The 25,198-nt window shown below is 73.8% G+C and carries 26 protein-coding genes; 18 read left to right on the top strand and 8 right to left on the bottom strand.

Annotation, left to right across the window (positions count from 1 at the left end; all coding sequences use genetic code 11):
• Nucleotides 1–9 precede the first annotated feature (9 nt).
• Genes ACWC94_RS00990 through ACWC94_RS00980 form a run of 3 tightly spaced genes read left to right on the top strand, consistent with a single transcriptional unit; the run spans nt 10 to nt 2,058 of the window.
• Nucleotides 10–483, top strand: coding sequence for a DUF2771 domain-containing protein (locus ACWC94_RS00990; protein WP_450794209.1), 474 nt, complete (start codon nt 10–12; stop codon nt 481–483).
• Nucleotides 456–1,211, top strand: a complete 756-nt coding sequence (locus ACWC94_RS00985; protein WP_450794208.1) for a futalosine hydrolase — start codon at nt 456–458, stop codon at nt 1,209–1,211. The genes ACWC94_RS00990 and ACWC94_RS00985 overlap by 28 nt, the downstream gene beginning before the upstream one ends.
• The gene (locus tag ACWC94_RS00980; protein WP_450794207.1) at nt 1,192–2,058 is read left to right on the top strand and encodes a 1,4-dihydroxy-6-naphthoate synthase; all 867 of its coding nucleotides are present in this window, start codon (nt 1,192–1,194) and stop codon (nt 2,056–2,058) included. The genes ACWC94_RS00985 and ACWC94_RS00980 overlap by 20 nt, the downstream gene beginning before the upstream one ends.
• A gap of 29 nt (nt 2,059–2,087) precedes the next feature.
• Here ACWC94_RS00980 and ACWC94_RS00975 read toward each other — a convergent pair whose 3' ends face one another.
• Nucleotides 2,088–2,471, bottom strand: a complete 384-nt coding sequence (locus ACWC94_RS00975; RefSeq protein WP_023549364.1) for a cold-shock protein — start codon at nt 2,469–2,471, stop codon at nt 2,088–2,090.
• A 171-nt stretch (nt 2,472–2,642) separates the two neighbouring features.
• Between ACWC94_RS00975 and ACWC94_RS00970 the strand changes: the two genes are divergently transcribed.
• Nucleotides 2,643–2,912 (top strand): hypothetical protein, encoded by a 270-nt coding sequence (locus ACWC94_RS00970; RefSeq protein ID WP_450794206.1) that lies wholly within the window; start codon nt 2,643–2,645, stop codon nt 2,910–2,912.
• Here ACWC94_RS00970 and ACWC94_RS00965 read toward each other — a convergent pair.
• A complete protein-coding gene (locus ACWC94_RS00965; RefSeq protein WP_450794205.1) occupies nt 2,870–3,505 on the bottom strand; it encodes an HAD family hydrolase in 636 nt (211 codons plus the stop codon). The two genes, ACWC94_RS00970 and ACWC94_RS00965, sit on opposite strands and share 43 nt — an antisense overlap.
• 89 nt (nt 3,506–3,594) lie before the next feature.
• The gene (locus ACWC94_RS00960; RefSeq protein ID WP_450794204.1) at nt 3,595–4,662 is read right to left on the bottom strand and encodes a hypothetical protein; all 1,068 of its coding nucleotides are present in this window, start codon (nt 4,660–4,662) and stop codon (nt 3,595–3,597) included.
• Nucleotides 4,663–4,788: 126 nt separating this feature from the next.
• Between ACWC94_RS00960 and ACWC94_RS00955 the strand changes: the two genes are divergently transcribed.
• Nucleotides 4,789–7,515: a helicase-associated domain-containing protein gene (locus tag ACWC94_RS00955; protein WP_450794203.1), complete on the top strand. Its 2,727-nt coding sequence runs from the start codon at nt 4,789–4,791 to the stop codon at nt 7,513–7,515.
• 62 nt (nt 7,516–7,577) lie between these two features.
• Entirely contained in the window at nt 7,578–9,230 is a 1,653-nt protein-coding gene (locus ACWC94_RS00950) for a DNA repair helicase XPB (protein ID WP_450794202.1), read from the top strand.
• Here ACWC94_RS00950 and ACWC94_RS00945 read toward each other — a convergent pair.
• Together ACWC94_RS00945 and ACWC94_RS00940 are read right to left on the bottom strand one after the other, a co-directional pair.
• The gene (locus tag ACWC94_RS00945) at nt 9,179–10,324 is read right to left on the bottom strand and encodes a glycosyltransferase 87 family protein (RefSeq protein WP_450794201.1); all 1,146 of its coding nucleotides are present in this window, start codon (nt 10,322–10,324) and stop codon (nt 9,179–9,181) included. The genes ACWC94_RS00950 and ACWC94_RS00945 overlap by 52 nt on opposite strands.
• Nucleotides 10,325–10,369: 45 nt before the next feature.
• The gene (locus ACWC94_RS00940; RefSeq protein ID WP_450794200.1) at nt 10,370–10,552 is read right to left on the bottom strand and encodes a hypothetical protein; all 183 of its coding nucleotides are present in this window, start codon (nt 10,550–10,552) and stop codon (nt 10,370–10,372) included.
• 437 nt (nt 10,553–10,989) lie between these two features.
• Here ACWC94_RS00940 and ACWC94_RS00935 point away from each other — a divergent pair, with 437 nt between their 5' ends.
• From ACWC94_RS00935 to ACWC94_RS00905, 7 genes are all read left to right on the top strand, one after another.
• Complete coding sequence (locus ACWC94_RS00935; RefSeq protein ID WP_184966700.1) at nt 10,990–11,100, top strand: keywimysin-related RiPP; 111 nt, start codon at nt 10,990–10,992, stop codon at nt 11,098–11,100.
• Nucleotides 11,101–11,135: 35 nt separating this feature from the next.
• Entirely contained in the window at nt 11,136–12,983 is a 1,848-nt protein-coding gene (locus ACWC94_RS00930; protein WP_450794199.1) for a lasso peptide isopeptide bond-forming cyclase, read from the top strand.
• Nucleotides 12,984–13,014: 31 nt separating this feature from the next.
• Nucleotides 13,015–13,269, top strand: a complete 255-nt coding sequence (locus ACWC94_RS00925) for a lasso peptide biosynthesis PqqD family chaperone (protein ID WP_450794198.1) — start codon at nt 13,015–13,017, stop codon at nt 13,267–13,269.
• Nucleotides 13,266–13,691, top strand: coding sequence for a lasso peptide biosynthesis B2 protein (locus ACWC94_RS00920; protein ID WP_450794197.1), 426 nt, complete (start codon nt 13,266–13,268; stop codon nt 13,689–13,691). Before ACWC94_RS00925 ends, ACWC94_RS00920 begins: the two co-directional genes overlap by 4 nt.
• Nucleotides 13,688–15,499, top strand: coding sequence for an ABC transporter ATP-binding protein (locus ACWC94_RS00915; protein ID WP_450794196.1), 1,812 nt, complete (start codon nt 13,688–13,690; stop codon nt 15,497–15,499). Before ACWC94_RS00920 ends, ACWC94_RS00915 begins: the two co-directional genes overlap by 4 nt.
• 127 nt (nt 15,500–15,626) lie before the next feature.
• A complete protein-coding gene (locus ACWC94_RS00910; protein WP_450794195.1) occupies nt 15,627–17,729 on the top strand; it encodes a HelD family protein in 2,103 nt (700 codons plus the stop codon).
• Nucleotides 17,730–17,779: 50 nt separating this feature from the next.
• Nucleotides 17,780–18,367: a hypothetical protein gene (locus tag ACWC94_RS00905; protein WP_450794194.1), complete on the top strand. Its 588-nt coding sequence runs from the start codon at nt 17,780–17,782 to the stop codon at nt 18,365–18,367.
• Nucleotides 18,368–18,378: 11 nt separating this feature from the next.
• Here the strand turns inward: ACWC94_RS00905 and ACWC94_RS00900 are convergent, their stop codons facing one another.
• Nucleotides 18,379–19,077: a copper homeostasis protein CutC gene (locus ACWC94_RS00900; RefSeq protein ID WP_450794193.1), complete on the bottom strand. Its 699-nt coding sequence runs from the start codon at nt 19,075–19,077 to the stop codon at nt 18,379–18,381.
• 120 nt (nt 19,078–19,197) lie between these two features.
• On the opposite strand from ACWC94_RS00900, the gene ACWC94_RS00895 reads away from it, so the two are divergent.
• Both ACWC94_RS00895 and ACWC94_RS00890 read left to right on the top strand, forming a co-directional pair.
• Nucleotides 19,198–19,845 carry an HD domain-containing protein gene (locus ACWC94_RS00895; protein WP_450794192.1) on the top strand — a complete coding sequence of 216 codons (648 nt, stop codon included), beginning with the start codon at nt 19,198–19,200 and terminating at the stop codon, nt 19,843–19,845.
• A 27-nt stretch (nt 19,846–19,872) separates the two neighbouring features.
• Entirely contained in the window at nt 19,873–20,949 is a 1,077-nt protein-coding gene (locus ACWC94_RS00890; protein ID WP_450794191.1) for a GNAT family N-acetyltransferase, read from the top strand.
• On the opposite strand, the gene ACWC94_RS00885 is transcribed toward ACWC94_RS00890, so the two are convergent.
• Nucleotides 20,931–21,209 (bottom strand): DUF4031 domain-containing protein, encoded by a 279-nt coding sequence (locus tag ACWC94_RS00885; protein WP_450794190.1) that lies wholly within the window; start codon nt 21,207–21,209, stop codon nt 20,931–20,933. The two genes, ACWC94_RS00890 and ACWC94_RS00885, sit on opposite strands and share 19 nt — an antisense overlap.
• Nucleotides 21,206–21,589: a hypothetical protein gene (locus tag ACWC94_RS00880; protein ID WP_450794189.1), complete on the bottom strand. Its 384-nt coding sequence runs from the start codon at nt 21,587–21,589 to the stop codon at nt 21,206–21,208. Before ACWC94_RS00880 ends, ACWC94_RS00885 begins: the two co-directional genes overlap by 4 nt.
• A gap of 56 nt (nt 21,590–21,645) precedes the next feature.
• Between ACWC94_RS00880 and ACWC94_RS00875 the strand changes: the two genes are divergently transcribed.
• From ACWC94_RS00875 to ACWC94_RS00865, 3 genes are read left to right on the top strand one after another with little or no spacing between them, the layout of a single operon-like run.
• Nucleotides 21,646–22,551 carry a MurR/RpiR family transcriptional regulator gene (locus tag ACWC94_RS00875; RefSeq protein WP_450794188.1) on the top strand — a complete coding sequence of 302 codons (906 nt, stop codon included), beginning with the start codon at nt 21,646–21,648 and terminating at the stop codon, nt 22,549–22,551.
• A gap of 60 nt (nt 22,552–22,611) precedes the next feature.
• The gene (murQ, locus tag ACWC94_RS00870) at nt 22,612–23,535 is read left to right on the top strand and encodes an N-acetylmuramic acid 6-phosphate etherase (RefSeq protein WP_450794187.1); all 924 of its coding nucleotides are present in this window, start codon (nt 22,612–22,614) and stop codon (nt 23,533–23,535) included.
• A gap of 16 nt (nt 23,536–23,551) precedes the next feature.
• Complete coding sequence (locus ACWC94_RS00865; protein WP_450794186.1) at nt 23,552–24,994, top strand: PTS transporter subunit EIIC; 1,443 nt, start codon at nt 23,552–23,554, stop codon at nt 24,992–24,994.
• Nucleotides 24,995–25,198 lie beyond the last annotated feature (204 nt).

Genomic DNA, 25,198 nt, shown 5'->3' with positions numbered 1-25,198 from the left:
CCTTCGGGCATGACCACGCTGCAATCCGCTGTGCGACGCCGCCGCGCCGTCGCTGTCGCCGGCGCCGTTTCCGCCGGACTGCTCGCCCTGTCGGCCTGCGACAAGCCGTCTCCCGTCTCGACGGTCACCGTCGGCAAGGACTCGGTCAACTCCGAGGCCACCTGCTACAACGACGGCAAGGCGCTGGACGCCAAGTCGCTGGCGCAGTGCGTCAAGAACGTCGACAAGGCCGAGTCGATCAAGGTCGACCAGGACGAGACCGTCCGCTTCGGCGTCGACCCGAAGATCGCGGACGCCGGCTGGATCATCCTGGTCAACGGCCAGCAGTTCACCGACGTCAGCAAGAAGACCTACCGCGCCATCCCGGGCAGCGCGTTCTTCAACCAGCAGTACGGCACCCAGGGCGACACCAACACGGTCACGATCCGGATGGGCGACAAGTCCAACCTCGGCATGTGGTCGTTCAAGCTGAAGAAGGCCTGATCACGGCCTCCGTAAGGGTTCTCGTCGCCACCGCGGTCCCGGTCGAGCGGGACGCGGTGGCACGGGCGTTCCCCGGGGCCGTGACCGAGGTGCGGCTCCCCGGCGCGCTCCTGTGCCGTACCGCCGCCGGCTGGGATCTGCTCGCCGCCGGGGTCGGTCCGGCCCTCGCCGCCGCGTCCACCGCCGCCGCCCTGACCGCGGCCGCCCTCGAAGGCACCCCGTACGACCTGGTCGTCTCGGCCGGGATCGGCGGCGGCTTCCCGCCCGGGGCGCCCGTCGGCTCGCTCGTCGTCGCCGACGCGATCACCGTGGCCGACCTGGGCGCGGAGACCGCCGACGGCTTCCTTCCGGTCACCGAGCTGGGCTTCGGGACCATCACCCACCGCCCGCCGCACTCCGCCGTCCGTGCCGTGTCCGAGGCCACCGGCGCCCGCCCCGGCACGATCCTCACCGTCTCCACCGTCACCGGCACCGCCGCCCGCGCCGCCGCCCTGCACGGGAGGCACCCCGGCGCGCTCGCCGAGGGCATGGAGGGCTTCGGGGTGGCGGAGGCCGCCGCCGCGCACGGGGTGCCGGTGCTGGAGATCCGCGCGGTCTCCAACCCGGTCGGCCCGCGCGACCGCGCCGCCTGGCGCATCGGCGACGCCCTCGCCGCGCTCACCGAGGCGTTCGGGAAGTGCGCACCCGCACTGGAGAGTTGGACAGCACATGAGCCCACTGAGCCCTGACAGCCGAGCGCTGCAGATCGCGTACTCCCCCTGCCCCAACGACACCTTCGTCTTCGACGCCCTCGCCCACGGCCGCGTCCCGGGCGCCCCCGCCCTGGACGTGACCTTCGCCGACATCGACATCACCAACGGCATGGCCGAGCGCGGCGAGTTCGACGTACTGAAGGTGTCGTACGCCGTCCTGCCGTACGTCCTCGGCGCGTACGCGCTGCTGCCGTGCGGCGGCGCGCTGGGGCGGGGCTGCGGGCCGCTGGTGCTCACGCGGGAGCAAGACGTCGATCTGACGGGCCGTACGGTCGCGGTGCCCAGCGAGAAGTCGACGGCGTATCTGCTGTTCCGCCTGTGGGCGGCGGACACACTGCCCACGGGCGGGGTCGGCGAGATCGTCGTCCTGCCGTTCCACGAGATCATGCCGGCCGTGCGGGACGGCAAGGTGGACGCCGGTCTGGTCATCCACGAGGCCCGGTTCACCTACCGGGACTACGGGCTGCACAAGCTCGCCGACATGGGCGAGCACTGGGAGCGGACCACCGGGCTGCCGATCCCGCTCGGCGCGATCATCGCCAAGCGCTCACTGGGCGCCGACGCGCTGTCCCGGCTCGCCGACTCCATCCGCGCCTCCGTGCGGGCCGCCTGGGACGACCCCGAGGCGTCCCGGCCGTACGTCATGGCACACGCCCAGGAGATGGACCCGGCCGTGGCGGACCAGCACATCGGGCTGTACGTCAACGAGTTCACCGCCGGCCTCGGCGAGGACGGCTACGCCGCGATCCGTGGCCTGCTCACACGCGCGGCGGCCGAGGGGCTGGTGCCGCCCCTCGGCCCGGATGCGCTCGCGTTCCCGTAAGGGAAGACGGGTTCTTCTTCTGCGCCGGCTCAGACGTCCAGCTGGTCGGCGACCGCCCGCAGCAGGCCGGCGATCTTCTTGCCGGACGCCTTGTCCGGGTAGCGGCCCTTCTCGAGCATCGGCGTGATGTTCTCGAGGAGGGTCGTCAAATCCTGCACGATCGAGGCGAGCTCGTCGGGCTTCTTGCGCTGGGCGGCGGCGACGGACGGCGCCGGCTCCAGCACGGTCACCGACAGCGCCTGGTCACCGCGCTGACCGGCGACGACGCCGAACTCCACGCGCTGTCCCGGCTTGAGTGCATCGACTCCGGCGGGGAGAACCGAGGAATGGACGAAGACGTCACCGCCGTCGTCGCGGGAGAGAAAGCCGAAGCCCTTCTCGCTGTTGAACCATTTGACACGCCCGGTCGGCACCGTCTGTCCTCGTCCTCGTACTCGTTGGGAAAACTGCCACTGCTGCGAAAGTGCTCTTGATAGCAGTAGAGCGGGTCGACCTTGACCCGCCGCTCACAAGGCTAATGGTCTTGGGGCGGGTGACAAGACGTCCCCCGGTTGTTCTCTCGCGCTGGGAACTACCCTGGTCCGGTGCGTGACAAAACCCAAACGAATTCCGCCGCGCCCGGTGACGGGCTGATCCGCGCCGGGGCGATCGTCTTCTTCATCGGTGCCGTGGCCACTCTGGTCACGGTGGCGCCGCTGTTCCTCGGCGCAAAACCTTTCCCGACCTACATGTTCGGTCTGAGCATGCTCATGGCGGTCGGTTTCCTGGTCGCCGGTGCGGGCGTCCTGCGGTCCGTCACCGCCGCCCGGCGTCAGACGCGCGGCGCCTCCCACTCCGGATCCGCGCTGCGGTAGCCCGTCAGCCACGCGGGGAAGACGGACAGGTCGTCGAGGACGACGTCCGCGCCGGCGGCGAGCAGCTCGTCGGCGGAACAGGGCCCGGTCGCCACGCCGACCGCCACCGCCTTCGCCGTACGGGCCCCGCGCACGTCCCCGACGTGATCGCCGACGTACACGCCCGCGCCGTACGCGCGCAGCGCCTCCGCCTTCTGCTCGGCCCACAGGTCGCCCACGACCACGTCCGGCTCGATGCCGAGGTGGGACAGGTGCAGCTTGGCGTTGGGCTCGTACTTCGCCGTGACCACGAGTGTCCGGCCACCGGCCGCGCGCACCCGGTCCACGGCCTCCGCGGCGCCCTCCATGGCGGGCGTCGCGGCGATGGCGATCGACGGGTACATCTCCCGGTACAGGTCGGCCATGGCGCCGATCCGCTCCTCGGGGAACCAGTTGGCCAGTTCCTCCACGAGCGGCGGGCCGAGCCGGGTCACCGCCAGATCGGCGTCGATGTACGTCCCGGTCCGCTCCGCCAGGGCCACGTAGCACGCACGGATGCCCGGCCGGGAGTCGATGAGGGTCATGTCGAGGTCGAAGCCGACGGTGAAGGTCATATGGGCCATTGTGTCAGCGGCGTTGGGGCGCCCGGGGTCCGCCGGGTGCGGAGGCGGGTGCGGGTGAGCGGCGGGCCGGTCGTCCCCGCTCAGCCCCGGGTGCGTTGGGAGCGCCAGACCAGGTACAGCGCCGACGCCACCGCCGCGCCACGCACCACCCAGGGCCACGTCCCGGCGATCGCGGCGTTCATGTGGCCCTGTGCGATCGGCTCGCCCCAGCGCCCGCTGTCCCTGCCCCACAGCCACGCCAACCCCGCCGCGACCGCCGCACCCGGCAGGACCATCACGGCCCACCTGGTCTCCGCGGGGGTCAGCCGCCGGGAGCCGTAGGCGATCGCCCATCCCAGGATCAGGGCGAACCAGTTCCCGAGCACCGCACCGGCGACCAGCGCGGCGGCGGCCAGCAGCAGGAGGGGGTTGGTCCAGCCGGCCGCGGGGCGGGGGAGCAGACGGCGGCGCGGGGCGGGCTCGGCCCCGGTGGCCTCCGGTGCCGCCGCCACGGTGTCCGGGGCCGCCGTTTCCGGCGTCTCCTCCGCCGGCTTCGGCGGCCGTTTGAGCAGCTCCGGGATCTCCACACCGCCGACGAACCCCGGCACCGAGTCGGTCTCGGCGGCCGGCCGGCCGGCGCCGCCGGGGCCGCCGAAGGGACTGCCGCCCACCCGCCACCAGTCGGGCCGCACGGCGCTGTCGCCGAGTTCGTGCGCGGGGGCCAGGTGCGGTGGTGACGGCGCGTCGGGCGGGGTGGAGGGCCCGGGTTCGGCCGGCCGCGGCCGGGGGACGACCCGGCGCAGGCCCCTGCGCCGTTCCCCGTCCGCCGGCTCCGGCTTCCGCGCGCCCGGCGCGGGCTGTACCGGCACGGCGGCGGGCGGCTGCGCGACCCGCCCGGCACCGAATCCACCGGACCCACTCGGCCCACCGGACGCGCCGGCCGTGCCCCCCGCCGCCTCGACGACCTCGTCCGGGGTGCCCAGACGGTCCAGGATGCGGCGGACCGCGGCGGGGCTGTCGACGGTCGCCCTGGCCCGGTCCCGGTCGATCTCGTTGCGCAGCTCCGACACCAGCCGCATCCGCGTGGCCGACGGCAGCTGCCGCTGCTGAGCGATGTCTCCGACACGGCTCAGGTACTCGTAGACGACCTGGTCGCTCTCGATCCCCAACGGAACCCCTCCGGGGTGACGGCGATGAGTCCCCGTGAGGACGTTAGCGCAGAGTCGATGCGCCGAGCCCGCCCCCCGGGACTGGGGGAGCCCCCCTCGACACCGGCAACCGCTACCGTGGGTCAGATGAGCCAAGCGGCCCACCCAGCCCCTCGTTCCCTCGCGGAGGCGCTCCGCGCGCGGGACGACGTCTCCCTGGCCGCGCTGCTGCGCAGCCGCCCCGACCTCATCACGCCCGTCCCGACCGACATCACCCAGCTGGCCACCCGCGCCGGTACCCGCGCCTCGGTGCTGCGGGCACTGGAGCGGCTGGACCGGTTCGCGCTGCAGACGGCGGAGGCGCTGGCCGTGGCCCCGGACCCGGCGTCCTACGACACGCTGCTCGAGCTGATGGCGGGGTACGGCGCGGACGCCACGGTCGCCGCCGCGCTGCCGCACGCCCTCGCCACCCTGCGCGAACAGGCGCTGGTGTGGGGCGACGACGAACGGCTGCGGCTGGTGCGGACCGCCCGCGAGCTGCTCGCCCCCTCCCCCCAGCACCCCTCCCCGACCGGTCTCGGCCCGACCGTGCAGGAGGCCTCCTCGGGGATGTCGCCGGGGCGGATCCAGGAGATCGTCGCGGCGGCCGGGCTGCCCTCGACGCACGACTCGGTGTCCGCCGTGGCCGCGCTCACCGCGCTGTTCGCCGACCGGAAGAAGATGGCCGGGCTGCTCGCCGACGCCCCGGAGGCGGCCCGCGAGGTGCTGTCGCGGCTGGTGTGGGGGCCGCCGTACGGGCAGGTCACCCCGGATCCGGCCGCGCATGTGCGCTGGCTGCTCGACCGCGGTCTGCTGCTGCCCTCCACGCCCGGCACGGTCGTACTGCCCCGCGAGGTGGCCCTGCATCTGCGGGAGGGCCGCGCCCACCGGGCGCCGGAGCCGCTGCCGCCCGCCGTGGAGCCGGCCGCGACCCACGGTCCGCAGGTGGTGGACGCGACGGCGGCCGGGCAGGCGTACACCGCTCTCGCCACCGTCGAGGAACTGCTGAAGGACTGGGACGAGGGCGGCCCGGCCGTGCTGCGGGCCGGCGGCCTGAGCGTCCGGGACCTGAAGCGGACCGCCGTCGCCCTGGACGTGTCCGAGCCGGTCGCCGCGTTCTGGGTGGAGCTGGCGTACGCGGCGGGCATGGTCGCCTCCGACGGCGAGGCCGACGAGCGGTACGCGGCCACACCCGCCTACGACGAGTGGCTGGAGCGCCCCGCCGCCGAGCGCTGGGCCACTCTCGCCGAGGCCTGGCTGGCGGCCACCCGGACGCCGGGGCTGGTCGGCGGACGGGACGCGAAGGACCGTACGCTCGCCGCGCTCGGGCCGGGTCTGGACCGCTCGGCCGCGCCCGAGGTACGGCACCGGGTGCTGACCCTGCTGGCCGGTCTGCCGGCGGGCGCGGCCCCGGACCCCGGGTCGGTGCTGGCCCGGCTGCGCTGGGAACGGCCGCCGCGCGGACCCCAGCGGCCGGACGGTGAGGAGGACCTGCGCTCCCGGCTGGCCCGCTGGACCCTGTCCGAGGCCGAACTGCTGGGCGTCACCGGGCGCGGCGCCCTGTCGGCACACGGCCGTGCGCTGCTGGGCGGCCCGGCGGCGACGGGCTCGCGGGGCGGGCCGGGCGCCCCGGGTGCGGCCGGCTCCGCGGCCTTTGGCCCGTCCTCCGGTGCCGCCGTACCGCCCGGCGCCCCCGGTTCCTCCGCCGGCCCGTCCGCCGGTACCCGTGTCTCCGCCCGTTCGGCCAAGCCGACCGGGGCGGCCCAACCGGCCGGATCCGCCGAGCCCGCGGGTCCCGGTGACAAGCTGCCCGTTCACCATCACCACCGGCCGGCGGGCGCCCCCGCCCCGCTCTCCCCCGCCGAGCAGGCCGTGGCGACGGCCGCCGCCGCCCGCCTCCTCGCACCGCTCCTGCCCGAACCGCTGGACCACGTGCTGCTCCAGGCCGACCTGACGGCGGTGGCGCCCGGTCCGCTGCGGCGTCCGCTCGCCGACCTGCTGGGGGTGCTCGCGGACGTCGAGTCCAAGGGCGGCGCGACCGTGTACCGGTTCACCCCGGCCTCGGTGCGGCGTGCCCTGGACGCCGGCCGCAGCGCCGCCGATCTGCACGCCTTCCTCACCCAGCACTCGCGCACCCCGGTCCCGCAGCCGCTCGCCTACCTGATCGACGACGTGGCCCGCAAACACGGCCATCTGCGGGTCGGCGCGGCCTCGGCGTACGTGCGCTGCGACGACGACACCCTGCTGAACGAGATCCTGGCCGACCGGCGCGCCGCGGCCCTGCGGCTGCGCCGCCTCGCCCCGACCGTGCTGGCCGCCCCGTGCGATCCGGCGACGCTGCTGGAGGGCCTGCGCGCGATGGGCTACGCACCGGCCGCCGAGTCCGCCGAGGGGGACGTCCTGATCGCCCGCGCCCACGCCCACCGCACCCCGCCGCGCACCGCCCCCGAACCGGTCCCGGACGGACCGCCGACGCCCGACACCACGCTCCTCGCGGCGGCGATCCGCGCGATCCGGGCGGGTGACCTGGCCGCCACCACCCCGCGCAAGCCGGTCGGCGAGTCCGGCGGCTCATCGGGCGGCGCGCCCCTGGCGGGCGGCGAACTGCCCCGCACGTCCTCGGCCGAGACCCTCGCCACCATGCAGGCCGCCGTCCTGACCGGCGACTCCGTCTGGATCGGCTACGTCAACGCCGAGGGCACCGCCAGCCAGCGCGTCATCGCCCCGGTCCGCGTCGAGGGCGGCTTCGTCACGGCGTACGACCACACGGCGGACGAGGTGCGCACCTATCCGCTGCACCGGATCACGGGGGTGGCGGAGCTGGCGGACGACTGACCCTGATCGTCCGCCCATAGGGCACACTGGACGTTTGGCCGTAGGGAAAGGGTGTACCGAGCGTGAATGGTCCACTGATCGTCCAGTCCGACAAGACCCTGCTCCTGGAAGTCGACCACGAGCGGGCCGACGACTGCCGTCGGGCCATCGCGCCGTTCGCCGAGCTGGAGCGGGCGCCCGAGCACATCCACACCTACCGGGTCACGCCGCTCGGGCTGTGGAACGCGCGCGCCGCCGGACATGACGCCGAGCAGGTCGTGGACGCGCTGGTGCAGTACAGCCGGTATCCGGTGCCGCACGCGCTGCTCGTGGACATCGCCGAGACGATGGACCGCTACGGACGGCTGACGCTCAGCAAGCACCCCGCGCACGGGCTGGTGCTGACCACCACCGACCGGCCGGTGCTGGAGGAGGTGCTGAAGTCCAAGCGGATCAGCCCGCTGGTCGGGGCGCGGATCGACCCGGACTCGGTCGTCGTGCACCCCTCCGAGCGCGGGCAGATCAAGCAGGTGCTGCTGAAGCTGGGCTGGCCGGCCGAGGACCTCGCCGGGTACGTCGACGGTGAGGCGCATCCGATCGAGCTGCTGGAGGAAGGCTGGGCGCTGCGGCCGTACCAGAAGCAGGCCGTGGAGAACTTCTGGCACGGTGGCAGCGGGGTGGTGGTGCTGCCCTGCGGCGCCGGTAAGACGCTGGTCGGGGCCGGGTCCATGGCGCAGGCCAAGTCGACCACGCTCATCCTCGTCACGAACACCGTCTCCGCCCGGCAGTGGAAGCACGAGCTGGTGAAGCGGACCTCGCTGACCGAGGACGAGATCGGTGAGTACAGCGGGACCCGCAAGGAGATCCGCCCGGTCACCATCGCCACCTACCAGGTGCTGACCACCAGGCGGAAGGGTGTCTATCCCCACCTGGAGCTGTTCGACTCCCGGGACTGGGGGCTGATCGTCTACGACGAGGTGCATCTGCTGCCGGCTCCCGTGTTCAAGTTCACCGCCGATCTGCAGGCGCGGCGGCGGCTCGGTCTGACGGCCACCCTCGTGCGCGAGGACGGCCGCGAGTCGGACGTGTTCTCCCTGATCGGGCCGAAGCGGTTCGACGCGCCCTGGAAGGAGATCGAGGCGCAGGGGTACATCGCGCCGGCCGACTGCGTCGAGGTCCGGGTGAATCTGACGGACTCCGAGCGGCTGGCGTACGCGACGGCCGAGACGGAGGAGAAGTACCGCTTCTGCGCGACGACGGACACGAAGCGGAAGGTGACGGAGGCGATCGTCCGCCGCTTCACCGGCCAGCAGATCCTGGTGATCGGCCAGTACATCGACCAACTGGACGAGCTGGGCGAGCACTTGAACGCGCCCGTCATCAAGGGCGAGACCTCCAACGCCCAGCGCGAGAAGCTCTTCGACGCCTTCCGTGAGGGCGAGATCAGCGTGCTCGTCGTCTCCAAGGTCGCGAACTTCTCCATCGACCTGCCCGAGGCCACCGTCGCCATCCAGGTGTCCGGCACCTTCGGCTCCCGCCAGGAGGAGGCCCAGCGGCTCGGCCGGGTCCTGCGCCCGAAGGCCGACGGCCACCAGGCGCACTTCTACTCGGTCGTCGCCCGCGACACCATCGACCAGGACTTCGCCGCCCACCGCCAGCGCTTCCTGGCCGAACAGGGCTACGCCTACCGGATCATGGACGCGGACGAGATCCTGACCGAGGACAGCACCGGCTGAGCCGCCCGCAGCGCCGCCGCCGCGATCAGCGCCAGCCCCAGCAGGGGGTACGGCGAGGCCAGTGGCTGTTGCCACCAGGGCAGGTGCAGGTCGTGGTCGCCCTCGTGCGGGACCAGCCAGAGGGTGCGGGCCGTGAAGGCCGTGGCGGTGACCGCCGCGAGCCGGATGCGGCCCTCGGCGAGCAGGACCGCGAGGAGCGGGACGCACCACACCCAGTGGTGGGACCAGCTGATCGGTGAGATCAGCAGGGCTGTGAACGCGGTGAGCAGGACCCCGTGCCGCTCCTCGCGGACGCGTGCCGCCAGGCACAGGCCCGCCGCACCCACCGCCACCGCGGGCAGCACCCAGGCGAGGCCCGGCGCCGGGGTGCCGAGCGCTCTCGCGATCAGGCCCTGCAGGGACTGGTTGTCCACGATCCACGCCTTGCCGACCCGGCTCGTCTCGTACAGCCGCCGGGTCCAGAAGTCGGCGCTCGCCGCCGGGAGCAGCAGGGCGCCGAGCAGGACCGTGCCGGTGCAGGAGACGACCGCCGTCCACGCCTCCCTTCGCCGGCCCCTGAGGAACAGGTACGCCACGAACACCGCCGGGGTGAGCTTGGTCCCGGCCGCGAGGCCCACGGCCACGCCCTTGCCGCGGGCGCCCGGGGGCCGGGTGAGGTCCCAGAGCACCAGGCCGGCGACGGCCAGGTTGATCTGCCCGAACAGGACCGTCTGGAAGACCGGTTCGAGCCACAGGGAGACGGCGGTCGCCGCGCAGAGCAGGGATGCGGAGACCCGTCGGCCGGCCAGGCGGGCCGAGAGGGCGGCCAGGGCCGCGAGCAGGAGCGCGTTGCCCGCCAGGCAGGCCGCCTTCAGGGACGGGAGGGGGAGCCAGGTGGTGGGGACGAACAGGACCGCCGCGAAGGGCGGGTAGGTCGCGGGGAGCCGCCACCGGGTGACGGTGAAGCCGTACAGATCGGTGCCGTGGACCACGGCCGCGCCCTCGGCCCGGTAGACGAGCAGGTCGGCCATGGGTGCGTGCTGCCGCAGGACGCACAGGGTGACGAAGAGGGCCGGGGAGACGGGAGCGAAGAACGCCAGGAGAAGCGTCGGCATCCGTTTCCGCACCGTCTGCTGGGGCACGGACGCGACCCTATGCGGTTACTTGTGGCGTATGCCTGCTTCCTCGCCGTACTCGCCGAGGATGACCACGCTGAACGCGGCCTCGGCGAAGACCTTGAGGGCGCGCAGGGCGTTGCCGAGCAGGTGGTGATGCGGGCCGTCCACGGCGGTGGCGCCGGTCGGCGGGTGGACAGGGCCCGGATGGATGGTTGCTGCGCTCATGCCTTCATGGTCGCTCTCGAACGGCCCGGCCGGCATCGGTCCGCAGAGCCAATCTCCCCGTTCTTCGCGTACGCCCCTGGAGGGAGCGCTCCCCCTACGCCGGTCGGCCTCGCCCCCTAGGGGTCCGCATTCCGATTCACGGCCCGGACCCGGAGTGCGCCCGCGCGAACCCCTCCGGCGCCCGTTCCGGTCCGGGCCTGCGGGCCGCGCTCCGGTCCACGTGAAAACGTTCCTCCGGCACACGCCGACGGCATCTGCGGCGCAGGGGCGCCGGCCGGCCGCGGACCCGTTCAGCACTCGAACACACCCTGAACGGACAGAATATTCAGACAATCCGACTCTTCTCCTTCATCTTGTCGGACCGCCCCGCTCCCCGGCTAGCTGGTAGCAGGCCGCCCTCGGGGGGCGGAAAGACGACCCGTAAGGAGAAACAGGTCATGAAGAAGGCCTACGAAGCACCGACCCTCGTCCGACTCGGTTCCTTCCGCAAGGAGACCGGACTCCTGCAGCGCTCGGGCAACGACCGGCTCATCCTGAGCAAGAACTGAACAGGTCGACGAGCGAAGGTCTCTGACCTGACGTCATGACTGATCTGCACGCAAGTGCGGGGACGGGCCACGGCGACGCGCACTTCGCGGTCTTCGCAGACCGCGCGGACGCGGCCGCCGCGGCCCGCTCCTTCGCCCGCCCCGGCACCCGCAGCCTCGATCACGCCTCGGGCCGGCCCTGGCTCGTGGGCCACTGGCAGGACCAGGAGATCGTCAGCGCCCGTGTCGGCCCCGCCGCCCTCGCCCTCGTCGGCTGCGTCCCCGTCGGCCAAGCGGAACTGGAGCGGGTCGCCGGCTCGCTGCGCGACCTGGCCGCACTCGACGGGTGGGCCCGTTCGCTGCCCGGCAGCTGCCACCTCGTCGCCGCCCTCGACGGACGGATCCGGGTGCAGGGCACGGCCTCCGGTCTCCGTCTCGTCTTCCACGCCGCGGTGCACGGCACCCGGGTGGCCGCGACCCGGGCCGACGTCCTGGCCGCCGCGCTCGGCGTGGAACCGGCGCCGGAACGCCTGGCCGTACGGCTGCTGTGGCCCGTTCCGCACCCCCTGCTCGACGAACCGCTGTGGCCCGAGGTCACCGCCGTCGCGCCGCACGAGGCGCTGGTCCTCGCGCCGGACGGGCAGGGCGCACGCCACACCCGCTGGTGGACACCCCCGGAACCGGTCGTCCCGCTGCGCACGGGCGCCCCCCTGGTCCGCGAGGCCCTCGCCGAGGCCGTCCGCGCCCGCACCCGGCACGGCGGCACGGTCAGCTGCGACCTGTCCGGCGGCCTCGACTCCACCTCCGTCTGCTTCCTCGCCGACCGCTCACCGGTCCGTGTCGTCGCCTCCACCTGGCCGGGGCGCGACCCCGCCGACACCGACCTGCACTGGGCGAAGCGGGCCGCCGCCGCCCTCCCGGACGTCGAGCACGTCATCTGGGACGCCGACGCCTCCCCCCTCGTCTACGACGGACTGCTCACCATCGACGACGTACTGGACGAGCCCACCATCGGCGTCATGGACCGCGCGCGTGTCCTGCACCACCTGCCGGCCATGGCCGAACGGGGCAGCCAGGTGCATCTGACCGGCATCGGCGGCGACCACATCGCCTGGTGCTCCGAGGCGTACTACCACCGGCTGGCGCGGCGCCGCCCGCTGTTCGCGCTCCGGCAGCTGCGCGGCTTCAGGGCGCTGTGGCAGTGGCCGCTCGGCCCCTTGCTCGGCGCCCTGGCCGACTCCCGGTCCTACGGCACCTGGCTGGCGGACGCGGAGCACCGGCTGCGCGACCCGCTGGCCCCGACGGTCGCCACCAGCCTCGGCTGGGGCATGAGCCCGCGCCTGTTCGAGTGGGTGACCCCCGAGGCGGAGCACCTGGCCCGTACGGCGCTGCGCACGGCCGCCCGGCAGGCCCGGCCCCTGCACCCCGACCGGGGACTCCACGCAGACCTGGAACAGATCCGCAACTGCACCCGCATCATCCGGCAGTGGGACCACATGGCGGCCCGCTGCGGACTGCCCATGGCCTCGCCGTTCCTCGACGACCGGGTCATCGAGGCCGCCCTCGCCGTCCGCCCCGACGAACGCGTCTCGCCCTGGCGGTACAAGCCGCTCCTGACCACGGCCATGCGCGGCATCGTGCCCGAGGAGTGCCTGCGCCGCACCAACAAGGCCACCGCGGCGAGGGACGCGGCCGACGGGCTGCGCGAGCACCGCGCCGATCTGCGGACCCTGTGGGACGACTCCCACCTGGAGCGGCTCGGGCTGGTGGACGGCGAGATGCTGCGCCGCCTGGCCGAGCGGCCCGCCACCCGGAACCTCAGGGAGGCCGTCCTGTACTCGACCATCTCGGTCGAGGTGTGGCTGCGGGCGCTCGACCGGACGCGGCACGACGCAGCGAAGTGACCCAGGACCCGACAGACAAAGGAGAGCCTTCATGGCATTGCGGTTCGGTGCCGACATCTGCACCGCGAAGACCGACTACGGCACCGTCCTCCTCGACCAGCGCTCCGGCGAGTACTGGGAGCTGAACCCGACCGCGACCCTGGTGGTCGACACACTCATGGCGGGTGGTGACGAGGCGGCCGCGACGGAGGCGGTCACGAAGGCGTTCGACGTCGATCCCGGCCGCGCACGGGCCGACGTCACCGCCCTGGTGGAGCAGCTGCGCGCCGACGGGCTGGCCGAATGACCACACCCAGCGCCCTGGAGCGGCCGTACGGGGTTCCCCTCGGCCGCCGGCTCGCCGCCCGGGTGGTCCTCGTACCGGCCGTGGTCCTCTCGCTGCTGCCACCGCGCCGTATCCGCGCGGTCCTCGGCCTGCTGCGCCGCGGCGCCGCCCCCGCGACCGCGGCACAGGCCCTGCGGGCCCGCGACGCCGTGTGCGCGGTGAGCCTGCGCTGCACCGGGCCCAAGGGCTGCCTGCCCCGCTCCCTCGGGGCCGCCCTGCTGTGCCGGCTCGGCGGCACCTGGCCGACCTGGTGCACGGGGGTCCGCGTCGTACCGCCGTTCACCGCGCACGCCTGGGTCGAGGCCGAGGGCCGGCCGGTGGGCGAGGACGCACCCGAGGGCTATTTCGCCCGCCTGATGGCCGTCGGCCCGGTACGGCGATGACGGCCGATGAGCAGGACGCCCGCGGCGAGGGGGACACCGACCGGTCCACGCGTGCCGCGATCCGCGCCGTCTACCGGCTCACCGCCCGCCACCGCGGCGCGATCGTCCTGGCCACCACGCTGACCCTCGTCGCGTCCGCGCTGGGGCTCGCCCAGCCGTTGCTGGCCAAGCGGGTGGTGGACGCGAGCGGCGGGCAGCAGCCCCTCTGGCCGCCGCTGCTGTTGCTCACCGCCCTGTTCGCCGCCGAGGCCGCCACCGGCTCCGCCGGCCGGTTCCTGCTGGAGCGGATGGGCGAAGGCGTCGTACGGACACTGCGCCACACCCTGGTGGGGCGGCTGCTGCGCCTGGAGATGCGGGAGTACGACCGGCAGCGCCGCGGTGACCTGATCGCACGGGTGACCGCCGACACCACCCTGCTGCGCGAGGTGGTCGCCCAGGCACTGGTGGACCTGGTCACCGGGGCCGTGGTCGCCGTCGGCGCGCTGGCCCTGATGGCCTGGCTGGACCCGCTGCTGCTGGTCCTCGTCACGGCGACCGTGGCGACCGCGGCGGCCGTGGTCGCCCTGCTGCTCCGGGGCATCCGCACCGCCTCCGAGCACATGCAGTCGGCCGTCGGTGCCCTCGCCGCCGACCTGGAACGCGCCCTGGGCGCGCTGTCCATGGTCCGGGTGTACCGCGCCGAGCAGCGGGAGGCGGCCCGCATCGGCGCCCGCGTCGACGAGGCCTGCGACGCCGGGGTGCGGACCGCGAAGTACGCCGCGGTGATGAGCTCGGCCGTGGAACTCGCCGTCCAGGGCTCCTTCCTCCTGGTCCTCGTCGTCGGAGGCCTGCGCACACACGGCCGGGGCCACTCCGTGGGCGACCTGGTCGCGTTCCTGCTGTACGCCTCCTACCTCGTCGTCCCCCTGTCCTCGGTGTTCCGCGCGGCCGGTCTGATCCAGCGGGGCATGGGCGCCCACCTGCGGATCGAGCAGACCCTGAACCTGCCCGCCGAGCCCCCCGGCCCCGCGGCCCCGCCCGTCCGGCAGGCCCCCGCGCACGCACCGGCCCTGGCACTGGAGGACGTCCACTTCTCCTACCGGCCGGGGCGGCCGGTGCTGCGCGGGGTCTCCTTCACGGTGCCGCAGCGCCAGCAGGTCGCTCTGGTCGGACTCTCCGGGGCGGGCAAGAGCACCGTGTTCGCGCTGATCGCCCGGTTCTACGAACCCGACGAGGGCCGGCTCCGCTTCCACGGGCGCCCCGCCGAGGACATCGGCCGCGACGCCAGCCGGGCCGGACTGGCCATCGTGGACCAGAGCAGCCACGTCGTGCGCGGCACGCTCCGCGACAACATCGTCTACGGCCGCCCGGACGCGACGGAGGACGAGGTGCGCCGAGCCCTCCGGCTGGCCCGCCTCGAGCAGGTGGCCGAGCGGCTGCCCGGCGGACTGCACGGCGCGGTCGGGGAACACGGCGCCACCCTGTCGGGCGGCGAGCGCCAGCGCGTCGCCCTGGCCCGCGCCCTGCTCACCCGCCCGGCTCTGCTGCTCCTCGACGAACCCACCTCCCACCTCGACGCCCTCAACGAGGCCGCGCTCACCGCGGCGCTGAAGGACATCACCCGGGAGTGCGCGGTCCTCGTCATCGCGCACCGGCTCTCCACCGTTCAGCACGCGGACCGGATCGTCGTCCTGGACGAGGGCCGGGTCAGCGCCTGCGGACGCCATGAGGAACTGCTGACCGCCAGTCCGGTGTACCGGCGGCTGGCGGCGGCACAGATGGTCCGGCCGGCGGGTGCGGCCGGGAACAATTCACTGGCCCGCCCCTGAGCGCCTCCCTTAGAATCTCCGCTCTTGCCCGCCTCCCTCTCGCGGAGTGCCGCCGCCCGGACGGAAACCGGGCGGTCCGAAGTCGGAAGACGACAGTCCCGCAAGACGGAGATCCGGAGGCACCCCGTTGTCCGCGCCCGCCCACGACCCGCTCGACGACCCCCTCGCCCGAGAGCGCTCCCACCTCGCCGCGTCCCGTTCCGCCCTGCGTGCCATGCGCGAGGACGTCGAGGCGCTGGACATCCGCGACGTCACCGCGAACTGGGTCAACGCCGAAGTGCTGTCCCGCCAGATCGACGAGCGGATCAAGGCACTGGCCGACCTCAGTGACACCCCGCTGTTCTTCGGCCGGCTCGACTACCTGCACGCACCCGGCGCGGACCAGGCAGAAGGAGCGGAGCAATCAAAGGGGCGCGAAGCGCCTTCCTCGCAAGGGCGGCGGTGGGAGACGGGCGGGCGTTTCTACATCGGGCGGCGGCATGTCCACGACGCCGACGGCGACCCCATGGTCATCGACTGGCGTGCCCCGGTCTCGCAGCCGTTCTACCGGGCGTCCAAGAAGGACCCGATGGACGTCGGGCTGCGCCGCCGCTTCGGCTACACCGGCGGCGACCTGACCGCGTACGAGGACGAGCACCTGTCCGACCCCGCCGAGGCGGCGGCCACCAGCAAGCTGCTCCAGCAGGAGATCGAACGGCCGCGCGTCGGCCCCATGCGGGACATCGTCGCCACCATCCAGCCCGAGCAGGACGAGATCGTCCGCTCCGGTCTGTCCGGCACGGTCTGCGTCCAGGGCGGCCCCGGCACCGGAAAGACCGCCGTCGGCCTGCACCGGGTCGCCTACCTCCTGTACGCCCACCGGGAGCGGCTCGCCCGCACCGGCACCCTCGTCATCGGCCCGAACCGCTCCTTCCTCCACTACATCGAGCAGGTCCTCCCGGCCCTGGGCGAGTTGGCGGTGCGGCAGGCCACCGTGGACGACCTGGTCGCGCAGGTGGAAGTGCGCGGCACGGACGAGCCGGCCGCGGCGGTGGTCAAGGGGGACGCCCGGTTGGCCGAGGTGCTGCGCCGGGCCCTGTACTCCCACGTGAGCCTGCCGACGGAGCCGGTCGTGGTGGTGCGCGGCTCGCGGCGCTGGCGGGTTCCGGCGTACGAACTGGAGGACATGGTCCGTGAGTTGCTGCAGCGGGACATCCGGTACGGCGCCGCCCGCGAGGCGTTGCCGCAGCGGATCGCGCACGCGGTGCTGGTGCAGATGGAGCGGTCCGGGGAGGCGCCGGACGACCGGGTGCAGGACGCCGTCGCGCGCAACAGCGCGGTGAAGGCGGCCGTGAAGGAGATCTGGCCGGCCGTGGACCCGGCGAAGCTGGTCCTGCGGCTGCTGACCGACGCGGACTTCCTCGCCGAGCACGCCGCCGGGGTCCTGGACGAGGACGAGCAGAAGACGATCCTGTGGGCCAAACCGGTACGCAGCGTGAAGTCGGCGAAGTGGTCGCCGGCGGACGCCGTGCTGATCGACGAGGCGGCGGACCTGATCCAGCGCACGCACTCGCTGGGCCACGTGGTCCTCGACGAGGCGCAGGACCTCTCCCCCATGCAGTACCGGGCCGTCGGCCGCCGCTGCACCACGGGCAGCGCGACGGTGCTGGGCGACCTGGCGCAGGGTACGACCCCCTGGGCGACCCGCAGCTGGGACGAGGCCCTCGCCCACCTCGGCAAGACGGAGGGCGTCATCGAGGAGCTGACGGCGGGTTTCCGCGTCCCCACGGACGTCATCGCCTACGCCTCCCGCCTGCTCCCGCACATCGCCCCGGGTCTCACCCCGGTCGCCTCGGTCCGTGAGAACCCGGGCTTCTTCGAGGTCCGTACGGCGAAGGAGACCTCCGAAGTCGTCGCGGCCTGCGAGGAGTTGCTGCGCAACGAGGGCTCGACGGGCCTGATCGCCGCCGACGTCCGGATCCCGGCGCTGGCCGAGGCCCTGACGGCGGCGGGGATCTCGTACCTGGCCCCCGGCGAGGAGACCACCCGCGAAACCCGCCTCACCCTCGTCCCGGCCTCCCTGGCCAAGGGCCTGGAGTACGACTACGTGGTCCTGGACGAACCCCAGGCGGTGGTGGACGGCGAGCCGGACGAACGCACCGGCCTGCGGCGGCTGTACGTGGCGCTGACGCGTGCGGTGTCGGGTCTGATCGTGACGCACTCGGCCCCGCTACCGGCTCAGTTGGCGTGACGGCCTAGGGTGCTCTGCGGTCCCGTCACGTCCCCACGGAAAGGCCTCCGTTGAGCACTCCACCGCCTCCGCACCCCGCGTACCAGCAGAACCCGTACCAGCAGAACCCCTACCAGCAGGCCCCGGCGGGCTACGGGCAGGCTCCGGGGCCGTACCAGCAGGCCCCGGGCGGGTACGGGCAGGCCCCGGCGGGCTACGGGCAGGCCGGGTACCAGCAAGCCCCCGGCCCGTACCCGTCCCCTGCGGGCATCGGGTGCGAGGTGTGCGGTGCGTCGCCGGCGGCGCCGGTGACGGTCCGCGGCCACCAGGGCATGCTGGTGGTCATGCGGCAGCTGCGGCGGCAGGGCACCTTCTGTCACACCTGCGCGCTCGCCGTCTTCCGCAAGATGCAGTCGGACACGCTGGCGCAGGGGTGGTGGGGCCCGATGTCGCTGTTCATCACGCCCATCACCCTGCTGATCAACCTCTTCGCCCTGTCCAAGATCCGCAAGCTCCCCGCACCGGTCGCCCCCCAGGGCCCCGGACTGGACCCGGGCCGTCCGGTGTTCGCACGCCCGATGGGGCTGGTGGGCCTCGTCCCGCTCCTCGGCTTCGTCTCGTTCATGCTGCTCGTGTTCGTCGGGATGGCGGCCGGCTGACGCCAGGACCGCTAGGGGGTTTCCCCGTCCAACACCCTCCGCCACTCGGCCACGGCCCCCTCGGAGACCGGCCCCTCCCACCCGGAGGGCCGCGCCGCCCCACCGATGTGGAAGGCGTCGACACCGGCGCTCCGCAGCCGCGGGACGTGGTCCAGGCGCAGGCCGCCGCCGACCAGGAGCTGCTGGCCGTACCCCGGCTCACCCCGCCGGCCCGCCTCCGCGACCAGGGTCGGCAGCCCCTCGTCCACCCCGCCCGCTGCGCCCGCGGTGAGGTAGGTGTCGAGGCCGGGCAGCTCGGCGAGCTGTTTGCGCAGGGCGTTGCGGTCGGCGGCGTGGTCGATCGCCCGGTGGAAGGTCCACGCGCAGCCGTCCAGCGCGTGGACCACCCGCTCCACCGCCGCCAGGTCGACCGCGCCGTGCGCGTCGAGGAAGCCGAGGACGAACTGGTCGGCGCCGGCCGCGCGCAGCTCGCCGGCGACCCGGACCAGAGGGTCCACGTCACCGGCCGCGAACCCGTCCGCGAGGCGGAGCATCACGCGCAGGTCGATGTCGACGGCGGCCCGGATCCCGGCGACGGCGGCGGGCGCGGGGCTCAGCCCGTCGGCCGCCATGTCGGTGACCAGCTCCAGGCGGTCCGCGCCTCCGGCCTGGGCGGCGACCGCGTCCGCCACGTCGAGCGCGATCACCTCCAGGACTGCACGCTTGCTCATGGCACCCCATTCGTCCGTCGGCCGCTACAGGTCTAGTCCAATTCCAAGACTACGCGAGCACCGGCCGGCTCACACCCGCCCCCGTTCTCCCGCCGCGGTCGCCGGCGGGAGAATGGCGGCATGGCCGACCTCGACGACCTGCGTTCCCGCTGGCTGCGCACCCTGCTCGCGGCACGGGACGACGACTCCTGCGCCCCGGACCCGTACCGGTACGCCGATGCCCTGCTGCGCCGCTGGCAGGAGCCGCAGCGCCGCTACCACACCGTCGAGCACCTGGCGGCGGTCCTCGACCACATCGACGCACTGGAGAGGTACGCCGCCGACCCGGACGTCGTACGCCTGGCCGCCTGGTTCCACGACGCCGTCTATCTGCCCGAGCGGTCGACGAACGAGGAACGCTCCGCCCGCCTCGCCGAACGCGCCCTGCCCGAGGCCGGCGTCCCGCAGGACAGGACCGCCGAGGTGGCCCGGCTGGTCCGGCTCACCGCCACGCACGACCCGGCCGACGACGACCGTGACGGCCAGGTGCTGTGCGACGCCGACCTCGCGATCCTGGCCGCTCCCCCGTCGGCGTACGCCGCCTACACCGCCGAGGTGCGCGCGGAGTACCACTTCGTGCCGAACGACGCCTTCCGGGAAGGGCGTTCGGCGGTTCTCCGCCAACTCCTCGACCTGCCCCGGCTGTTCCGCACCCCGTACGGCCGGGAACACTGGGAGGCCACCGCCCGCCACAACCTCTCCGGCGAGCTGGAAATGCTGTCGACCTGAGGCAAGGCGCCCCCTAGGGTTCGCCCCATGCGACAGATAAACGGGGATGATGTGATCGAGGCCGTGGCGGGCTGCACGGCGGCTCTGCGCCAGGCGGTCGACCGGGACTGGGGTGCCGTACGGGCCGGGCGGCTGGAGTGGGACTGCCATGCCACCGCGGTCCATGTCGCCGACGATCTGATCGCCTACGCCGCCAACCTGGCCGGACGCGCGCAGGACGGCTACGTCCCCTTCGAGTTGACCCTGGACGAGGGCACGGACAACGCGGGTCTGCTGCACGTGATCGAGACGACCGGCGCGCTGCTCGCCGCCGCCGTCCGCACCGCCCCGCCCGGTGTCCGCGCCTTCCACCCCTACCCCTTCCGCAGCGCCGACGCGCAGGGCTTCGCGGCGATGGGCATCGCCGAGGTGCTGCTGCACACGCACGACATGGCCGAGGGGCTGGGGATCGGCTACGAGCCGCCGGCCGACCTCGTCGCATCCCTCCTGGCCTGCCTCTTCCCGCACGTCCAGCCCGGCCCCGCGCCCTGGCCGACCCTGCTGTGGGCCACCGGTCGCGGTGAGCTGCCCGGCCGCGCCCCGGTCACCGAGTGGCGCTGGAACAACAACCTCGTCATCCCGGCCGAGCGCGTCACCCTGGTCGGCGTCCGCCCGGCCGCCGCCGATGATCTGCGGCTCGGCGGCGACGGTGGCTTCGGCTGGCTCGACGGCGGGCCGTACGAGGGCACCCGGGAGGCCGCCTCCTTCCTGCTGAAGGCGTACGAGGCCGGCGTGCACCGCCCGGAGTTCGGGGTCTTCGCACTGGTCCGGCACGAGGACGGCCGCGCGGTCGGCGGCATCGGCTTCCACGGCGTCCCGGACGAGGACGGCAGGGTGGAGATCGGCTACGACCTCGTCGAGGGCGCCCGCGGCCAGGGGTACGCGACGGAGGCGCTGCGCACCCTGGCCGACTGGGCGCTGGCCCGTGAGGACGTCGGCTCTCTCTTCGCGACCGTCGAGCGGGACAACACCGCCTCGCAGGCCGTGCTCGGCCGGGCCGGGTTCGTCCGGGTGAGCGAGGAGGGCGACACGGGCGGGGAGCTGGCCTACGAACTGCGCCGCTGAACGAGCCCCTTGCGCCGGCGCAGGCCCGAGTCCGTCAGCAGCCGCACCACCTCGCGGCTGCTGACCTCCACCGCCCCGGCGGCCACCGCGTCCGCGTACCGGTGCGACGGAAGGTCGTAGTGATCGCGCTCGAAGGCCCGCCGGGGCACGCCCAACCGCTCGGCGAACCCATGCAGTTCGTCGTACGACACATCGCTGACCAGGTGCGACCACATGCGGCCGTGTCCGGGCCAGGCGGGCGGGTCGATGTACAGCGTCACGACGAGGTCATTCCGCCCGTGGCCGTCCCCAGTGAGCCCACGGCCGCGACCCTCACCCCCGCCTTGGCGCACACCCAGTGCGGGTCGGGGCCCAGTTCGGGCTCCACGTCCAGGGCGTGCGGGTCGCCGGAACCGCACACCGGGCACAGCGGCCAGCGGCCGTACCGCTCCAGCAGCGCGTCCTGGACGTCCTGTGCGACCAGCCCGGCCACATAGGCCGCGCCGTCCGGCCACTGCTCGACCCACCAGCGCCGCTCCACGACCGAGTCCTCGACCAGCGACACCACGTCCGCCTCCGCGACCTGGCCCGCGACGAGGTCGGCCAGCACGAGGGCGCGCGCGGCATGCAGGGCCTGCTCAAGAGGACTGATGGGTTCCATAGAACTCATTGTGCGCACTCTTGACCACGACGCCGAACCGAAAATATCTTTCATTCGTGACCCAGGACGTGAAGGAAATTTTCGGCAGTCCGGGCGGCTCCCTCGCCGCCAAGGTGCGCACCCTCGCCCCTTCCATGACCCGGTCCATGCAGCGGGTGGCGGAGGCCGTCGCGGGCGACCCGGCCGGCTGCGCCGCCCTGACCGTCACCGGACTCGCCGAACTCACCGGCACCAGCGAGGCCACCGTCGTCCGCACCGCCCGCCTGCTCGGCTACCCCGGCTACCGCGATCTGCGCCTCGCCCTCGCCGGGCTCGCCGCGCAGCAGCAGTCGGGTCGCGCGCCCGCGATCACGACCGACATCGCGGTGGACGACCCCATCGCCGACGTCGTCGCCAAGCTCGCCTACGAGGAGCAGCAGACCCTCGCCGACACGGCCGCAGGCCTCGACACCGCCCAGCTCGGCGCGGCCGTCGGCGCGCTGGCCGGCGCCCGGCGTACCGATGTGTACGGCATCGGGGCGTCCGGGCTCGTCGCCCAGGACCTCACCCAGAAGCTGCTCCGCATAGGCCTCATAGCCCACGCCCACAGCGATCCGCACCTCGCGGTGACCAACGCGGTGCAGCTCCGCTCCGGCGACGTGGCGATCGCGATCACCCACTCCGGCTCGACGGGGGACGTCATCGAGCCACTGCGGGTCGCTTTCGAACACGGGGCGACGACCGTGGCCGTCACCGGCCGGCCCGACTCGCCGGTCACCCAGTACGCCGACCACGTACTGACCACGTCCACCTCACGGGAGAGCGAGCTGAGACCGGCCGCGATGTCCTCGCGGACGAGTCAACTGCTCGTGGTGGACTGCCTGTTCGTGGGAGTGGCCCAGCGGACCTACGAGACGGCGGCGCCCGCGCTGGCCGCCTCGTACGAGGCGCTGGCTCATCGGCACCGCACCAACCCCAGGTGAATCACCTCGGGTGAGCAACAGCACGCGCAACGGCACCCAGACCTGAGAGAGCCACCCCCCATGACCTCCTCTGACCTGCGTCGTCAGTTGGCTTCCCTGACCACCGAAGCCTTCCGGCCGGAGCTGGCCGACATCGATCGTCTGCCCACCCTCGACATCGCCCGCCTGATGAACGGTGAGGACGCGGGCGTGCCCGCCGCCGTCGCCGCCCAGCTTCCCCGGATCGCCGCCGCCATCGACGCCCTCGCGGAACGGATGGCGCGCGGCGGGCGGCTGATCTACGCCGGCGCGGGCACCGCCGGCCGGCTCGGTGTGCTGGACGCCTCCGAGTGCCCGCCCACCTTCAACACCGATCCCGACCGGGTCGTCGGCCTCATCGCGGGCGGCCCGGAGGCGATGGTCACCTCCGTCGAGGGCGCGGAGGACTCCAAGGAGCTGGCCCGCCAGGACCTTGACGCCCTGAAGGCCTCCCCGGACGACACGGTCGTCGGTGTCTCCGCCTCCGGCCGCACCCCCTACGCGATCGGTGCCGTCGAGCACGCCCGCGCCCTGGGCGCGCTGACCATCGGCCTGGCCTGCAACGCGCACAGCGCGCTCGCGGCGGCGGCCGAGCACGGCATCGAGGTCGTGGTCGGCCCGGAGCTGGTCACCGGCTCGACCCGGCTGAAGGCCGGCACGGCCCAGAAGCTCGTCCTCAACATGCTGTCGACGATCACGATGATCCGGCTCGGCAAGACCTACGGGAACCTGATGGTCGACGTCCGCGCGTCGAACGACAAACTCCGGGCCCGCTCCCGCCGGATCGTCTCCCTCGCCACGGGCGCCTCGGACGAGGAGATCGAGAAGGCCCTCACCGAGTCCGGCGGCGAGGTGAAGAACGCGATCCTGACACTGCTCGCCGGTGTCGACGGCCCGACGGCCGCCCGCCTTCTGGAGGAGTCCGGCGGCCATCTGCGTGCCGCGCTGGCGCACACGGCCCGCTGACCCGCACGCTCGGGGCGTGCGCAACGACCCCGCCTCCACCGCGACCGCCATCCTGACCCGGGTCGGCGGCCCGGCCAACGTCACCTCCGTGGCCCACTGCATGACCCGCCTGCGGCTGACCCTCGCCGACCCGGCGGCGGCGGGGGAGGCGGAGCTACGTGCCCTGCCCGGTGTCCTCGGGGTGGTGTCCGACGGCCCCACCTGTCAGATCGTCCTGGGCCCCGGGGTGGTCGCCGAGGTCACGACGGAGGTGGAGGCGCAGGTGGCCGCCGGGCGCCCGGGGGGCGGCGCACGGTCGCCGGAGAAGGAGGACGAGGCGGCGGACCGCGGGGCCGGGGCGGCAGAGGACGGGATCCGGTTGAAGGAGGAGCTGCGGCGGCGGAACGCCACCCCGTTCAAGACCGCCCTGCGGCGCGTCGCGAACGTCTTCGTGCCGCTCATCCCCGCCCTGATCGGCTGCGGCGTCCTCGCCGGACTCAACGGTCTGCTGGTCAACGCCGGTTGGCTGCCCGGCCTGACCCCCGCCCTGTCCGCCATCGCCTCCGCCTTCCTGGCGCTGATCGCGGTGTTCGTCGGCCACCACACGGCCAGGGAGTTCGGCGGCACCCCCGTCCTCGGCGCCGCGGTCGCCGCCGTCGTCGTGTATCCGGGCGTGGCGAAGGTGACGGCGTTCGGGACGCACCTGGCGCCCGGACAGGGCGGGGTGCTCGGCGCGCTCGCGGCGGCGTGGTTCGCGACGCGGGTGGAGAAGTGGTGCCGGGGCAGGGTCCCCGGAGCCCTGGACGTCCTGCTCACCCCCACGCTCACCGTGCTCGTCCCCGGACTGGTGACGCTGTACGGCCTGATGTACGCGGCCGGTGCGGTGGCGTCGGCGATCGGCGCGGCGGCGAACTGGCTCCTCGCGACCGCCGGAGCCGCGGCCGGACTCGTCCTGGGCGGCCTCTTCCTGCCGCTGGTCATGCTGGGCCTGCACCAGGCCCTCATCCCCATCCACACCACCCTCATCGAGCAGCAGGGCTACACCGTCCTGCTCCCGCTGCTGGCCATGGCGGGCGCGGGCCAGGTGGGCGCGGCGCTCGCGGTGTACATCCGCCTGCGCCACGACGTCTCCCTGCGCACGACGATCCGCTCGGCGCTCCCGGCCGGGCTGCTGGGCGTCGGCGAGCCCCTGATCTACGGCGTCTCGCTCCCCCTCGGCCGGCCGTTCCTGACGGCCTGTGCGGGCGGCGCGGCGGGCGGGGCGTTCGTCGGCTTCTTCGCGATGCTCGGCACCCGGGTGGGAGCGACGGCGATCGGACCGTCGGGGTGGGCCCTGTTCCCGCTGCTGGCGGGGAACCGGGGCCCGGCGGTCGCGGCGGCGATCTACGCGGGCGGACTCCTGACCGGATACGCGGTCGGCTTCGCGGCGACCTACCTCTTCGGCTTCCCGCGCCGGCGCCGGACAACCGCACCCGCATGACACACGGCCCCGGCCGGTCTCTTCCCCGCCATGCCGAAGAGGCCCCGGCCCTCGCCGCACCTCCAGCCACCACCACCCACCCGACCTTCACCGCCGCCCCAGCCACCACCCGCCCGGCCCTCGCCGCCACCCCGGCCACCACCACCCGCCCGGCCCTCGCCGCTGCCCCGGCCGTGTCCGCGCGCGCCGGTGACCACTGGACCG

This window comes from Streptomyces sp. NPDC001135, assembly GCF_053598395.1.
Note: the sequence above shows the minus strand (reverse complement) of the source record. Positions and strands in the feature narration are given on the sequence as shown.